This is a genomic window from Mesorhizobium sp. YC-39 (genome assembly GCF_025753795.1).
Taxonomy (GTDB): Bacteria; Pseudomonadota; Alphaproteobacteria; order Rhizobiales; family Rhizobiaceae; genus Mesorhizobium.
In genome coordinates, this window is sequence record NZ_JAOWPS010000001.1 from 1,259,875 (window position 1) to 1,273,310 (window position 13,436).

A 13,436-nucleotide genomic window follows, 5' to 3' on the forward strand; every position below is an offset into this window, starting at 1 on the left:
CATGGCCGTGGCCGAGGGGCATCGATGATAGGCTGCGTCAGATCGATGAAAGTGCAGAAATGGCCACCGACGACCAGGCAATGACATTTGAACAGTCCATCCAGGCTGCCATTGAACTTGATGCTTCTCTGAACGAGCGGCTGGCGGTGATTGCCGCGGTGGTGCGGCGCCTGGACGCGAATTTCGCCGATGCGGTTGACCGCCTGGTGGCGCGCCTGGAGAAACAGGGGGCAGGCGCCATGGCGCCCGTGCCCGGTGATGTCATGCCAGCGTTTCTGCTGCCTGACGACGAGGGCAAACTGGTTAGTCTGGGCGACGTGCTGCTGCGAGGCCCCGCCGTGCTCACCTTTCAACGTGGGCATTGGTGCCCCTATTGCCGTCTGAACGCGATCGGCATTGTCGAAGCTCAGCAAGAGATTGCGGCCCTGGGCGGCCAGGTCGTGGTGATCATGCCCGAGCGGCGCAAATTCGCGAAGGCGATGAAGGCAGCGGTCGGGGCCACCTTTCCCTTCCTGACCGATATGGACAATGGCTACGCCCTGTCTCTCAATCTTGCGATCTGGGTCGGGGCGGAGATGGAGCGGCTGATGGGGCTAGGCCTCGATCTCCCCAACTACCAGGGCAATGCCAGCTGGTTCCTGCCGATCCCGGCAACCTTCATCGTTGGGACCGACGGGATCATCACTGATCGCTTCGTCGATCCCGACTACCGTCGGCGGATGGGCATCGAAGATCTGATCGCGGCGCTCAGGCGGGCTCGCTGACGCCAAAAGACGACCAGTCGGTCGACCGCAGCAGGTTGAGTAGCGTTGTGGCCACAGGGGAGCGATGTCGGCCGGCGACCGCGTAGACGGCTACGACTCGGGAGATATCGACATCTCGCAGTTTAAGTCTACGGATATTCGGCGACCGCGGTGCGGTTACTGAGACGAAGCCAACACCGGCGTTGGCCTCCAGCAGTGCCAGCAAATCGTGGTCAGTCTCGACTTCATGCGCGGTCCGCGGTGTCAGGCCTTTCTCTGAAAGGCAACGCGACAGCTCCTCGCTCGTTTCCCAGTCGATCCGGCTGAGCACGGGTTCCGCGGCTAACTGGCTTAATGCGACATCGGCCTCGTTGCGACGGGCAAGTGGGTGTTCGGAATTCACGACGAGCTCTATCCCTTCCTGGAAAAGCGGCCATGTGTCGAGCCGATCCCAAGCCTGTCCCAGCGGGCCGGCAACCGCCAGTTCGACCTCGCCGTTCTTGAGGGCTTCGATGACAGTGGTCGGCGAACCGCGACTGATCTTAAGATGCACGCCTGGGTAGGCTCGGAAAAGCTCTGTGAATGGCGAAACCAGCAGCGCTATGTTGACGCTGTTGGAAATGGTGACGTTGAGCGGAGCGACGTCACTGCTTTGCACAGCCTTGGCAAGAGATTTGGCCGAGGTGGCAGCATCGTAACATTGTTGCAGCAGGGGCAGCATACGCCGGCCAAGCTCGGTGAGATGGGAGTGCTGGCGCTCGCGCCGAAGCAACTCCCCGCCCAACTCGTCTTCGAGGGTCTTGATTGCGCGCGTCAGTGCCGGCTGCGTGACATTGCACTCTTCCGCTGCTCGGGTGAAATTAAGCGTGTTGGACAGGGCCAGAAAATAGCGGACCTGCTGCATCTCCATGAATTTTCGCCCCCTCAGCGAAATGATCTATCAGCGACTGCGCATGTTTGCAGGCTAGCGCATTGCACCCGTTTCGGCAAAGCGTGGCAACGTCAATGGGGGCCGAACGCTATGTTGCATGGCTAGTCAATGTCTGCTTTGGTCCAAATCAAGTCGATGATCGCGATGGGTTGAAGAAGCGCTCTCGGCCTGATGTCATGCGTCGGCGCACGAACGATTTCGTTTTCGACATCATGCGTCGTCAGCGTCTTCGTGAACTCCGCGAGCATCAGATACGCCTTTCAGCCTGCGGATTTCGGCCTGCTCGGGCAGGTCGACGGCGAGATGGTCCGCTACTATCGCCGGACGGGACAATTGCACACTCTGGATAGTGAGTTTTCGGTTGCAGACATGGCGGCCATGTCGCGCGTCGATATCGCCCATAGAGCGCCAGCGCCGTGCATGCGGTGATCGCCCGCAAGCCCTGCTGACGTTCGACGCGAGCTCGCTGCTCGGCCGGTTTGGCGCCGAAGCTTTTGTCTCTCCCATAAATAGCGGTAACGCCCGCCGACGACCGGCGCCTCGCGGACGTGGTACATTGATGCCGTACGGCACCTGGCTGGAGTGCGGATGGCCTGCCGGAACGCGCCGTCGTCCGCCGGTGGAGCTTCTTTTCCGAACCACGATTCCCGTCAAGACTCCTTACTTATTGGAGATGCGAGACGTCTAATCGATCCGTTGGGATTGGCATCGGCAAGCGACCGTCGCGAGCACGGCGTCACCTGAAGAACGAGCGCCGAAAAGCCGTTGCGCCGGCCGATGTCTCCGGGTGCCGCCAGGGAAGCCCTATTGAGCTACGCGCGCAATCTCCGGGTAGTATTGCGGGCTCTCGCGTCGATCGAACATACCGTAGTCGCGCACGATGCGCACGACGCGATGCCTGACCACACCAGCGCTCGCGGCAGGACTGACGTCGAACGCCTTCGCCGATCGGCGGTCGCGCCACGACGTAAGGAGCGCCAATTTCCCCTCGTTGTAGATGCTCGCGACGACGTCATGGTCCAGCAGGGCCGGGCGGTGTCGATCGAGCGCCAGTAGCTCTGCGAGGTTCTCGGGGACGGGGTGGCCGGCGGGAGAGATTTCAGTCAGCGCAGCAAATTTTGCGGCGCCGACCTCGGTCTCGTCCAGTCGCTGCTCGACGAGCTTTACCCCGTCCGGCGGCCTTGAATCGGACACGACCTCGCCGACACGCAGGTGGTAGTCCTGAAAAACCTCGTCGCGGCCGCGTTGTTGCGTCTCGTGGTGCTTGGCGATTGTGCGCCATCGAACGACGGACTTTTCGTCGCGCCAGGTCGAATGTGAGAGAATCCACCCTGGCCGGCGCTTGCTCTCAAACCGTTCGTTGTCAATGAAACCGTCGATCCCCTCAAGGATTGGCTTCAGGTCTTTGGCGAGAGCCAGGTAAAGCTCGAATTCACTGCGCTTTGGGTGGACCTCGAAAATAACAGAGAACATTCTGCTGAACCCGTTCGCTTGGAGTTTCAATCGGGGACAGACGCCGCCGTCCCGGCGGATCACGGTCCGCAACCCCTTGGCTAGGCAGAACCGTTCCTCATTCGAATGCTGACCGAATCGCCCCTAGCACAACGTCCTATCGATAGATAGATTAAAGTTGTTGTTTCTGGTTTCTCAAAGCCCTACCTATCGAGAGATAGCCATGGGAGTAGGCCTGATGAGTGATGTCGCTGCCGCCATCATGGACGCCGCCGAGCGGCGGATGCGGAGAGGCGGCTTCAACGGTTTCAGTTTTCGCGAGATCGCCGCGGATGTCGGCGTGAAAAGTTCGAGCGTGCATTACCACTTCCCGACCAAGGATGATCTCGCTGCAGCTGTCATCAAGCGCTACACCGCCGAGACAGCGGAACTGATCGAGCGCGAACTCGTCAAGGAGAGTAACCCGATCAAAGTCTGGGTGAAGGCGTTTCGCGGAACGCTTCACTCGCAGGATCGGATGTGCCCGTGCGCAGTGCTCGGAGCTTCATCGCAGGATCTGCCCCCGGAGGTGGCCGCCGAAGTCAAGCGCTTCTTCAAGATGTGCCACGACAAGCTTGTCGAGGAAGGCTTGCCGCCGGACGAGGCGTCTCAGTTGCTTTCCACAATCACCGGCGCCCTCGTGGTCGCCAACGCGGTGAACGATTTCAGTGTCTACGACAACGCCACAAGGGAATTCACCAGGAGCAGGAAGCCTGCCCCGGTGAAGGCGGCGGCGCGGCGTCTCAAGTAGCCGAATCGGCACCCGAAACAGGGGCGTTTCCCGAACCATGACGCGCGTTGTTCGCTTCCAATAGGGTCTCACGAGACAAATTTCTCTAGCCAATCGCGCCCAAGTGATCTATCTATCGATAGACAGGAGGGTTTCGTGAGCGGAACGGCCGAACGTTTGATGGATTTCGCCGAAGCCCACATTCGAGATCGCGGGTATGCCGGTTTTAGTTTCCGCGACCTGGCGGCTGAGGTCGGCATCAAGAGCGCGAGTGTCCATCACCACTTCCCGACCAAGGCGAAAATGGCGGCGGCCGTGGCCCGCCGCTACGCGAAGCGATTCCTCGCGTCTGTCGAGGCAAAACCCGATGAGAGCCCTGAAGATGCGATCAGCGCTTATCGTGCAGCGGTCAGAAAGACGATCGAGCACGACGGGCGCATGTGCCTCTGCGGCATTCTGGGCGCCGAGGCCGGCGCGCTGACACCGGAGGTGACGGCCGAGGTGCAGTCGTTCTTCCGCCGCTGCATCGAGGATCTCGCAGGCCGCGTTGGAGGTCCTGGCGCGACCGCGCGGGCTCACCACGTCATCGCCACACTGGAGGGCGGGTTGATTCTTGCTCGTGCCTATGGCGACATCGGCGCCTTCGATCAGGCGACATCCGCGCTGAGCTCTTCAACAATCGAATCGACATGCTAAATGCGCGACACAAACACCGCGCGGCTAATTCGCGGTGAAGCGCGTGAGTTCGGCCTCTTGCATGGCCATGTCGTTCCCGTGCCGACGCTCGACGGAAAGATGGCCGCCATCTCGTTTGGTGGGCAGGATCCGGAGTGCAGCAAATAGGCAAAGGATACTCTCACATTTGCGGCAGGCCACGCTGTCGGCCGGCTCCTGCATGTCCCCGCGCCACGCTTGACGGCGACGTCCATCTTACACCGCGTGAGGCGGATTGTCCGCTTTGGGCCGCGGAAGGAAAAGGGATCTCGACATCGCCGCGATATCGGGAATTACGCGCTCGAAAGTTCTGAAACATCTTCGACCGGCGCGAGACAAACTAGATGCCGCGAACCGCACCCGCACCGTTGTAAAAGCAATGCGGCGAAAAATGATTAGGTGAATACCTTGCGACGCGAGAAACCATTGGGGGCTGAAGGCAAGATGGTAAAGCCAGGAGGATCGAATAAATGAGTTATATTGTTGTGGCACGCTGGGTCGCAAGAAAAGAACATCAAAGCGAAATCGAGAACATCCTGCAGGAGCTCGTACCGCAGTGCCGTGCCGAGCCTGGCTGCCGAGGCTTCATTGCGCACCAGTCTGTCGAGCGGCCGGGCGAGTTTTTCTTGTACGAACACTATGGCGAGGAAAAGGACTTCGCCGATCACCAGGCGACACCGCATTTCAAAGAGCTGGTCCTCCAACGCGCGGTACCATTGCTCGAGAGCAGAGAACGTGTGCCGTACAGGATCTTGGTTTGATCGTGTTCGAGGATCGTGTCGGCGAGGCAGATTTTGACGTCCACGATTGCATCGAGGTCCGCGGCGACGCGAGCCCGTTGCTCGAGCTCCGCGTGGAGGCGTGGTCCTCGAGGGCGGCACCAGCGGTTTCGTGAAAGCTTCACCGCCGGTGCATAATCGATTGATCGTCTCATTCAAGGCCGGCGGATCTGAAAGGCCGGCCATGGACCTGCTCTACCAGTAGATAGAGATTGACAGTAAGGCCGCCCGTCCGTAAAGAATCTCAATTGGCAATCTATCGATAGATAGGGCGCAGCCGGCGGGGTTCGGCAAAACGAATTCGGTGTGCCACGGCGCATGGGGCGTGTCGCCCACGCGGGTTGGCGAGGTCTAGGATAGGAGAACCACAGTGAGCCAAGCCAAGAAAGCCAAGGAGTTTGCCACCCTTCACGTCAAAGGCAATCCGGTGATTCTGTACAATGCCTGGGATGCGGGGAGCGCCAAAGCGATCGTCGAAGCGGGAGCGAAGGCGATCGCGACGAGCAGCTGGTCTGTCGCGGCCGCGCAGGGATACGGTGATGGCGAAGATCTTCCGATCGCGATTGCCGAACAGGTCGCCGGCCAGATCGCTTCGAGCGTCAATGTGCCCGTCACCGTAGACTTCGAAGGCGGTTACAGCGACGACGATCAAAAGCTCGCATCCAATATCTCGAAGCTTCTCGATCTCGGGGTGATCGGCATCAACTTCGAGGACCGCGTTGTGAAAGGCAAAGGCCTTTACGACATCGACCGGCAGGCCAAGCGCATCGCCGCAATCCGTCGCGCGGCCGAGCACAAGGGCATCCCATTCTTCATCAACGCTCGCACCGACGTCTTTCTCGGGAACAGCGCCGATGTCGAAGATGCCCTGCAACGTGAAAAGGCCTATGCGACCGCCGGCGCGTCCGGCTTCTTCATTCCCGGCCTGACGGACGCCGATCAGATCAAGCGGATCGCGAGCGAAGCGACGCTGCCGGTCAATGTCATGGTGATGGAAGGCGTGCCGTCCAACGACAAGCTCGCGAAACTGGGCGTCGCTCGCGTGAGTTACGGACCGATCCCGTATATCGAGGCGATGGAAGCGCTCCAGAAGAAGGTGGCCAAAGTCTTTTCGTAGTTCATTGCGATGTCGAAAAACGTCTGGTCTTTGGCTAGCCGACCAGTGGTCGCCGGGATCGCATGATCTCGACAATCAAATTTGGCTTCGTCCGGTCCGCCGATCCTGCTCGAAAGGTCCCGAGCTTGCGCAGATGGGCTTTCGCGACGCCGGCGAGGACCGCGCAGAGACCGGCGACGCCGGCGATGTTCAAATCCGTTCGGCGTGTCGACGACGAAGCTCGTATCGTTCCAGTAAGCGGGATCGACCGAAGCGGTCACCGGCTGCGACCCCGTAATCGCGATGTGCTTGGTGCGACCGGCAGGCCAAAGTTGCTTGAAGAAATAGGCGCCCTTGGCGTGAACCGCATCGGTGATGCGCTTCCAACCCGCGATTTGCTCGTCCGTGTAGAGGCCGGGCGTGGTAACAGCCGCGCGCCGACGGTGCGATCGCGGTCGCCTCGGTGACGATCAAGCCGCCGTCTGATGCACGCTGCGTGTAATATTCAAGCTGCAGGTCGCTCGGTATGCCGGTTCCCGGCTGCGCGCGCAGCCGGCTCAGCGGCGGCATCACCACGCGATGCTTCAGCGTGAGCGGTCCGACCTGCACGGGCGTAAATAGTTTCTTTTCGGCGACCTTATCCATCGGAATTCTCCGTCGTATTGAGGCTGCGCTCCGTGGGCGCGAGTTGATGTGCTGCGTCCCGCGTTCACGCGCGGGACGCATTGGCTTTGGGCAGGTAGGGGGTGCGGGTCACTGCCGGCCAGCCATGATGCCGCCGTCGACCGGAAGGATGACGCCGGTGATGAAGCTCGCCTGGCCAGAAGCGAGGAAGAGGAGCGCTTCGGCTGCGTCAGCCGGCTGGCCGTTGCGTCCGAGCGGATGCAACGCATTGAAGGTCGGCAGGACGGCCTTGACCTGCTCCGGCGTCAGGAAGGTGTTGTAGACCGGGGTTTCGATCACCCCCGGCGCGATCGCGTTCACGCGGATCTTGTAAGGCGCCAGCTCGATCGCGAGGTTTTTGACGAGCGCATGGACGCCGCCGTTCGCGGCGGAATACGCTGATGACGGCGTGGCGCCGATCGCCTGGAGGGCCCACATCGAGCCCGTATGCACGATCGCGCCGCCATGGCCGGCGTCCTTCATCGCCTTCGCGGCGGCCTGCGCGGCGAAGAACTTGCCCTTCAGGATCGTGTCGATGAAGCGGTCGTATTCGACTTCGGTGAGTTCTAGGAACGGCTTGGGGCCGAAGATGCCGGCATTGTTGAACAGGACGTCGAGTCGCCCAAAGCGTTCGAGCGCGACCTTTACCATGGCTTCGCCGGTGCCGGGGAGCGCGATATCACCGACCTGGACGACGGCACGCTTGCCGCTCGGGTCGATTTCCTGAGCGGCGATTGCTGCCTTCCTGGCGTCTCGGCCGTTGACGACCACGGAGCCGCCCTCGGCGACGAACCGGGTCGCAACCTCCTTGCCGATGCCCGAGCTACCACCTGTGATGATCGCGACTTTATCCTGAAAGCGCATGAAAACTCTCCTGAATATCTACCTATCGATAGATCGATTGAACCACCAAGATTAATCGCTGGAAATATTCGTCGTCAAGCTCTATCTATCGATAGAGAGAATAGAAATATGTTGCCGGCGGGTAGCGCGCGGCGGTCTGGATCAAGCAGAGCGGTCGGTTGGTGCACCACAGCCGCCACTGTTACGCGCAGTTGCCTCGACCGGGCGAGAGGGAAGCCGAAATGACCAAGAATTCTGAGCTGTCCGCCGAGGCGGGGACCGAACTGCACAATCGGGTCGCTCGGCAGGTGGTCGCACAGATCATCAACGAGACCAAGGCGGCGGGCGGCTCCTATTCGGACCTTCTGGTCATCTGCGAAAGCGTTCTGGTCGGCGTCGTCGTCGAGTGCTTCAGGCTTGGCCACGACAGCAAGGTGATCGACCTCGTCTTCACCGCTGCCAAGGATCGCCTTGCGAGAGTGCGATTGGAAGATCTCGACGCCAAGGGTACAAGCTGAGAGCGTCTTGAGCGGACCGTTCCTTCGGCCTCGCCGACGGCAGTCAGCGTCGGCCCGGATAAACTCCAACCAGAGAGAAGATCGAGCTCCGGAGGGTCAATGAGCGGCAAGAACAAACAGGCAACCCCGGGGCTGCGCGGTGATCAGATTGAGGTGCGGGGCCGCTCGTCGCGCTCGAACGGGTCCGGCCGGTTCGAGCCGTATCAGCGCGAACGCGTCGATGACGGGTGGACATATGCCGACGAGGACGAGAACGAGCGTGTCGAGACGACGCTGACCGCCGAGAACGCCAAGACGATCCTGTCACGCAACGACAGTCCCGACATCGGCTTCGATCGCTCGGTCAATCCTTATCGTGGCTGCGAGCATGGCTGCATCTACTGCTTCGCTCGCCCGACGCACGCCTATCTCGGTTTGTCGCCCGGCCTGGATTTCGAGACCAAGCTGTTCTTCAAGCCTCAAGCCGCGACGCTTCTGCGGACCGAGCTCTCGAAGCCCGGCTACGTGCCGGATCGCGTCCAGCTCGGCGCGAACACCGACTGCTACCAGCCGATCGAGAAGCGCCTTCGGATCACACGCGGCGTCATCGAGGTGCTCGCCGAATTCCAGCATCCGCTCGGCATCACCACGAAAAACCATCTCGTCACCCGGGACATCGACTTGCTTGCTCCGATGGCCGAGAGGGGCTTGAGCGTCGTGGTGATCTCGATAACGACGCTCGATCGTCAGCTGGCGCGGGCCATGGAGCCGCGGGCGTCGACGCCGGGCCGGCGCCTCGATGCCATTCGCGCGCTCTCAAGCGCCGGCATTCCCGTTATCGTGAGCGTGGCGCCGATCATTCCCGGCCTCACCGATCACGAGATCGAGGGCATCCTAGAGGCCTCGGCCGACGCCGGCGCCCGATATGCGCATTATTCGATGCTGCGCCTGTCGCATGAGTTGAAGGATCTCTTCAAGCAGTGGCTCGCGGCCGAACGGCCCGATCGCGCCGAACGCGTCATGTCGCTTGTGCGCCAATCGAGAGGTGGGAAGGAAAACGACACCCGCTTCGGCCTGCGCATGGTCGGCGAGGGCCCGGTGGCCAACATGCTGGTCGATCGATTTCGACTGGCGCGCCGCAGGTTCGGACTCGATCGCAAGATTGGCCCGCTTCGCGTTGATCTCTTCAAGCCGCCGCCGAAAGCGGGAGACCAACTCGCTCTCTTCTGATCAAGGCTCGCAAGCAAGCCGCGTTGCGTCGACCGGTTTGGTTCGGCCTGCCGCAAGAGCGGGCGCCTGATCGCCCAACACTCATCACAGGAGAAGACATATGTCCGCAACGATCGTCCGCCCGTTCGAACAAGCCGATCATTCCGAATGGCGCCGGCCATGGACTGCATATCTGAACTTCTACAAGGCGACCGTGTCCGAAGAGGTCTATGAGACGACCTGGAGGCGGCTGTTCAGCGACGGCGAGTTCGAACCCAAGGGATTGCTCGCCATCATCGACGAAAAGCCGATCGGGCTCGTCCATTACCCTATCACCGCAGCTGCTGGTCGCTTGTGAACAATTGCTACCTTCAGGATCTGTTCGCCGACCCGGACGCGCGCGGCAAAGGGTAGGGACCGCGCTGATCAAGGCGGTGCAGGATGAAGCAGCGAAGATCGGCGTCACCAATGTCTATTGCATGACGCACGAAACGAACGCGACGGCACGGCGCCTCTATGATCGCGTCGCTCGGCTGACCGGATTCAGCGAATACGATCTTCAATGACCCAAGGCGAACACCTTCGGCGCAAGACTATCGCTTTTCAAAGCATCGTAACTGCAATTCGCGCTCAGCGCTGCGGCTGCGTCATCCACGCGAGCGCGGCCGCCGCAAAGCAAAGCGCCGCGCAGATCGCCGCGATCCATTGAAACGCGACCGTCGTAGCCGCAACGCGGGTGGCTTCCGCGAGCGGCTCAAGCGCCACGACCGGACGTACGCCAAAATCGCCAGGGACCCCAGCGCTGGCGGAAGAACGCATATAAGCGGCAGACGCCACAGCGCCGAGCGCGGCGACCGCAATGAGGCCGCCGGCTCGAGCCACCGCGTTGTTGATGCCCGAAGCCAATCCGGAATCGTCGTCCGGAGCGGCCGCCAATGCCGCCGTTGAGAGCGGCGAAACGAGCGCGGCCATGCCGAGCCCCATCACCGACAGCAGAGGCAGGGTCAGGATCCAGAACTCTCTGTAAGGCATGCTGATCGCAACCCCCACGAAGGCGACACCGACGATCGCCGCGCCGACGGTCATGGGCAGACGAGGCCCTATGCGATCCGCCAGCCGCCCGGCGGTTCCCGACAGGACCCCAATGGCGAGCGCAAGCGGGAGGAACAGCAGGCTCGCCTGCCACTCGGGCACGTTCCACGCGGAAATGACGGTCATCGGAAGGAAGAAGAGCAATGCATTGAGGGCGATGAAAACAGCCAGCGTGTAGAGGTTTGCTCCGGCGAACGCGCGCGAGGAAAAGAGCCCGATCTTCACGAGCGGCGCCTTCACCCGCCGCTCCCACCAGATGAAGATTGCAAAAATCAGCGCTCCGCCGCCGAGAGACAGCCAGGCAAGCAAGTCTGGGGCGCCGGCAGGCCCAGACGCCGTCAAGCCCCAGGCGAGCGCGCCGAGGGCGACGGTCACTAGGACGGTGCCCACCAGATCGAGTCGCTGGCGGTCGCGCCGGGCATCGCTGGGGACACGGCTGAGCAATATGACGAGCGCGAGCGCGCCGATCGGGATGTTCAACGCAAAAATCGATCGCCATGCCCAACTTGAGTCGAGCGAAAGAACCATGCCGCCGATCAGCGGTCCAACCGCCGTGGTCAGCGACGAGGCCGCCGCCCATATTCCGATCGCGGCGCCTCGCTCCTTGGGCGGGTAAGCCCTTGCGATGACCGCCAGGCTGCCGGGGACCATGAAGGCTGCACCAAAGCCTTGTGCTGCCCGCACCAGGATGAGCGACAATGCGTCCGGGGCTGCGGCGCAGGCAAGCGACGAAACGGCGAAAACGGCGATGCCGAAGGCGAATGTATTGCGCGCACCGAAGACGTCCCCGGCAGCACCGCCGAGCAGGACAAGAGCCGACAGAAACAACATGTAGCTGCTCGATATCCATTGCGCGTCGACGAGCGATGCGCCGAGGTCGACGCGGATCGCCGGCGTTGCGAGCGCCACAACGGTGGTGTCGATGAAGCCCATTGCCGACGCCAGGATTGCCGCTATGAGGACGAACTTTCTGCTCTCGGCCGGACAGAATTGTCGCTCAACGGGCGCTTGGGCACCTGCGGCGGGCATGTCCGGCGGGGCGGGCGCGCAGCTACTCAAGTCGCCACACGGAGCGCAGGCATGTCGGCGTCAGCCACCTGCAATTCGACATTGTCCGCACTGAAGGGCGCCATGGCGTCGAGGCGCTCGCCCCATCCTTCCCGGATGAACGACGCCGACCTCACGCGCGATCGAACCGATTTGGCGGCCTCCTCAACCCCAGACGGTCACGCAGCGTGGCGCCCGCATACTCCGACTGCGCCAGGCCGCGTCGCTGCAGCTCGGGAACAACCTGCGTGCAGAACTGCACGAGATCCTCCGGAAGCAAGGGAAACATCAGATTGAATCCGTCGCCGGCGCCTGCCGTGAACCATTCCTCGAGCTGGTCGGCGACGTCGGCTGGTGTGCCGGTAACCGATGGCACCGCGCCGGCATTGATGAGACGGTGGGCGACGTCTCGGATGCTCAGGCCTTGCGCGGCGAATGCCTTCATCCGTTCGAGATTGGAGCGTTGGCCATCATAGCTCTCGATATCGGGCAATGGGGGCAGGGGACCGTCGATCGGAAAACCCGACACGTCGATTCCACACCAGCTCGAAACGAGATCGACGCCGATCCGCTCGGGAACAAGGGTCTGGAGAAATTCCTCCTTTTCCCTCGCCTCGTCGCGCGATGAAGCGACGACGGGATGAATTCCCGGCAGGATCTTGAGATCCTCGGGCACACGGCCCGCACGTTCCAGCCGCGTGTCGAAATCAGCTCGATATTTCTGGCCTTCTTCGACCGACCGTATGACGGCAAAATGAACGTCGGCATGTCGTGCGGCGAGATTCTTGCCATCGTCCGACGAACCCGCCTGGACGATGACGGGATGGCCCTGCGGTGGGCGCGGCACATTCAAGGGGCCACGGACCTTGAGATATTTGGCTGCGTGGTTGATCCGGTGGATCCGGCGGGGATCGGCGAAAAGACCAGACTCACGATCGAGCAAAATAGCGTCGTCCTCGATGCTGTCCCAAAGGGCTTTGACGACGTCGACATACTCGCCCGCGCGCTCATAGCGATTGGCGTGGTCGATGTTGCCGTCATGGCCAAAATTCATCGCCTCTTCAGCCATCGACGAGGTCACGACATTCCAGCCGGCGCGACCATGACTGAGATGATCGAGCGAAGCGAACATGCGCGCCAGATTGTAGGGCTCGGTATAGGAAGCCGAGGCCGTCGCAAGGAGCCCGATATGCGATGTTACTGCTGAAAGCGCCGACAGCAGCGTGATCGGCTCAAGGCGCGGATTGGCGTAATGGGCGATGTTGCTTTCGTACGTGTCCCACATACCGACATGATCGGCGACGAAAATCGCGTCGAGCTTCGCCGCTTCGCTCACTGCAGCGAGGGACTGGAAATAGGGAAGGTCGTAGATCTCGCGTGACGGCGCATTGGGATGCCGCCAGGAAATTCGGTGATCGCCCTGAGGATTGAAAAAGAAGGCACTCAAGATCATTCGTTTCATGCAGCGACCAATCCTCCTCGCGGCCGGACGACCGCTCCCTCAACGCTCTTTGTCTACCTCTCGATAGATAGACCTGTGCATTTTGTTAAAGCGCGGCGCTATCGTCTGTCAATATCTATCGGAAGATAGGCGCGGGCGA

General features: G+C 61.4%; 15 protein-coding genes and 2 pseudogenes. 10 read left to right on the forward strand and 7 right to left on the reverse strand.

Annotation, left to right across the window (positions count from 1 at the left end):
* Window positions 1–59 precede the first annotated feature (59 nt).
* Window positions 60–764 carry a peroxiredoxin-like family protein gene (locus OHD62_RS05965; RefSeq protein ID WP_263781541.1) on the forward strand — a complete coding sequence of 235 codons (705 nt, stop codon included), beginning with the start codon at window positions 60–62 and terminating at the stop codon, window positions 762–764.
* On the opposite strand, the gene OHD62_RS05970 is transcribed toward OHD62_RS05965, so the two are convergent.
* Both OHD62_RS05970 and OHD62_RS05975 read right to left on the reverse strand, forming a co-directional pair.
* Window positions 748–1,653 (reverse strand): LysR family transcriptional regulator, encoded by a 906-nt coding sequence (locus tag OHD62_RS05970; protein WP_263781542.1) that lies wholly within the window; start codon window positions 1,651–1,653, stop codon window positions 748–750. The genes OHD62_RS05965 and OHD62_RS05970 overlap by 17 nt on opposite strands.
* Window positions 1,654–1,775: 122 nt before the next feature.
* Window positions 1,776–1,922, reverse strand: coding sequence for a hypothetical protein (locus tag OHD62_RS05975; RefSeq protein ID WP_263781543.1), 147 nt, complete (start codon window positions 1,920–1,922; stop codon window positions 1,776–1,778).
* A 101-nt stretch (window positions 1,923–2,023) separates the two neighbouring features.
* On the opposite strand from OHD62_RS05975, the gene OHD62_RS35685 reads away from it, so the two are divergent.
* Complete coding sequence (locus OHD62_RS35685) at window positions 2,024–2,362, forward strand: DUF7002 family protein (protein WP_412177345.1); 339 nt, start codon at window positions 2,024–2,026, stop codon at window positions 2,360–2,362.
* Between the two features lie 116 nt (window positions 2,363–2,478).
* Here OHD62_RS35685 and OHD62_RS05980 read toward each other — a convergent pair whose 3' ends face one another.
* Window positions 2,479–3,147, reverse strand: coding sequence for an antibiotic biosynthesis monooxygenase family protein (locus OHD62_RS05980; RefSeq protein WP_263781544.1), 669 nt, complete (start codon window positions 3,145–3,147; stop codon window positions 2,479–2,481).
* 217 nt (window positions 3,148–3,364) lie between these two features.
* On the opposite strand from OHD62_RS05980, the gene OHD62_RS05985 reads away from it, so the two are divergent.
* The 5 genes from OHD62_RS05985 to OHD62_RS06005 all read left to right on the forward strand — a co-directional run bounded on the left by OHD62_RS05985 (window position 3,365) and on the right by OHD62_RS06005 (window position 6,505).
* On the forward strand, window positions 3,365–3,916 hold the full coding sequence (locus tag OHD62_RS05985; RefSeq protein ID WP_263781545.1) for a TetR/AcrR family transcriptional regulator: 552 nt from the start codon (window positions 3,365–3,367) through the stop codon (window positions 3,914–3,916).
* Window positions 3,917–4,051: 135 nt separating this feature from the next.
* A complete protein-coding gene (locus OHD62_RS05990) occupies window positions 4,052–4,591 on the forward strand; it encodes a TetR/AcrR family transcriptional regulator (RefSeq protein WP_263781546.1) in 540 nt (179 codons plus the stop codon).
* Window positions 4,592–4,738, forward strand: a complete 147-nt coding sequence (locus tag OHD62_RS05995; RefSeq protein WP_263781547.1) for an autoinducer binding domain-containing protein — start codon at window positions 4,592–4,594, stop codon at window positions 4,736–4,738.
* 341 nt (window positions 4,739–5,079) lie between these two features.
* Entirely contained in the window at window positions 5,080–5,370 is a 291-nt protein-coding gene (locus OHD62_RS06000; RefSeq protein WP_263781549.1) for a putative quinol monooxygenase, read from the forward strand.
* 388 nt (window positions 5,371–5,758) lie between these two features.
* Window positions 5,759–6,505, forward strand: coding sequence for an isocitrate lyase/PEP mutase family protein (locus OHD62_RS06005; protein ID WP_263781550.1), 747 nt, complete (start codon window positions 5,759–5,761; stop codon window positions 6,503–6,505).
* On the opposite strand, the pseudogene OHD62_RS06010 reads toward OHD62_RS06005, so the two are convergent.
* A pseudogene (locus OHD62_RS06010) lies at window positions 6,436–7,210 on the reverse strand (hypothetical protein). The gene OHD62_RS06005 and the pseudogene OHD62_RS06010 overlap by 70 nt on opposite strands.
* A gap of 27 nt (window positions 7,211–7,237) precedes the next feature.
* Window positions 7,238–8,011, reverse strand: coding sequence for an SDR family NAD(P)-dependent oxidoreductase (locus OHD62_RS06015; RefSeq protein WP_263781551.1), 774 nt, complete (start codon window positions 8,009–8,011; stop codon window positions 7,238–7,240).
* Between the two features lie 221 nt (window positions 8,012–8,232).
* Here OHD62_RS06015 and OHD62_RS06020 point away from each other — a divergent pair, with 221 nt between their 5' ends.
* The 3 genes and pseudogenes from OHD62_RS06020 to OHD62_RS06030 all read left to right on the forward strand — a co-directional run bounded on the left by OHD62_RS06020 (window position 8,233) and on the right by OHD62_RS06030 (window position 10,262).
* Entirely contained in the window at window positions 8,233–8,508 is a 276-nt protein-coding gene (locus OHD62_RS06020; protein ID WP_263781552.1) for a hypothetical protein, read from the forward strand.
* Between the two features lie 99 nt (window positions 8,509–8,607).
* Complete coding sequence (locus OHD62_RS06025) at window positions 8,608–9,717, forward strand: PA0069 family radical SAM protein (RefSeq protein WP_263781553.1); 1,110 nt, start codon at window positions 8,608–8,610, stop codon at window positions 9,715–9,717.
* Between the two features lie 100 nt (window positions 9,718–9,817).
* Window positions 9,818–10,262, forward strand: a pseudogene (locus tag OHD62_RS06030) (GNAT family N-acetyltransferase).
* Between the two features lie 64 nt (window positions 10,263–10,326).
* Here the strand turns inward: OHD62_RS06030 and OHD62_RS06035 are convergent.
* Together OHD62_RS06035 and OHD62_RS06040 are read right to left on the reverse strand one after the other, a co-directional pair.
* The gene (locus OHD62_RS06035) at window positions 10,327–11,817 is read right to left on the reverse strand and encodes a DHA2 family efflux MFS transporter permease subunit (RefSeq protein WP_263781554.1); all 1,491 of its coding nucleotides are present in this window, start codon (window positions 11,815–11,817) and stop codon (window positions 10,327–10,329) included.
* Between the two features lie 151 nt (window positions 11,818–11,968).
* Window positions 11,969–13,297: an LLM class flavin-dependent oxidoreductase gene (locus OHD62_RS06040; RefSeq protein ID WP_263781555.1), complete on the reverse strand. Its 1,329-nt coding sequence runs from the start codon at window positions 13,295–13,297 to the stop codon at window positions 11,969–11,971.
* Between the last annotated feature and the right edge of the window lie 139 nt (window positions 13,298–13,436).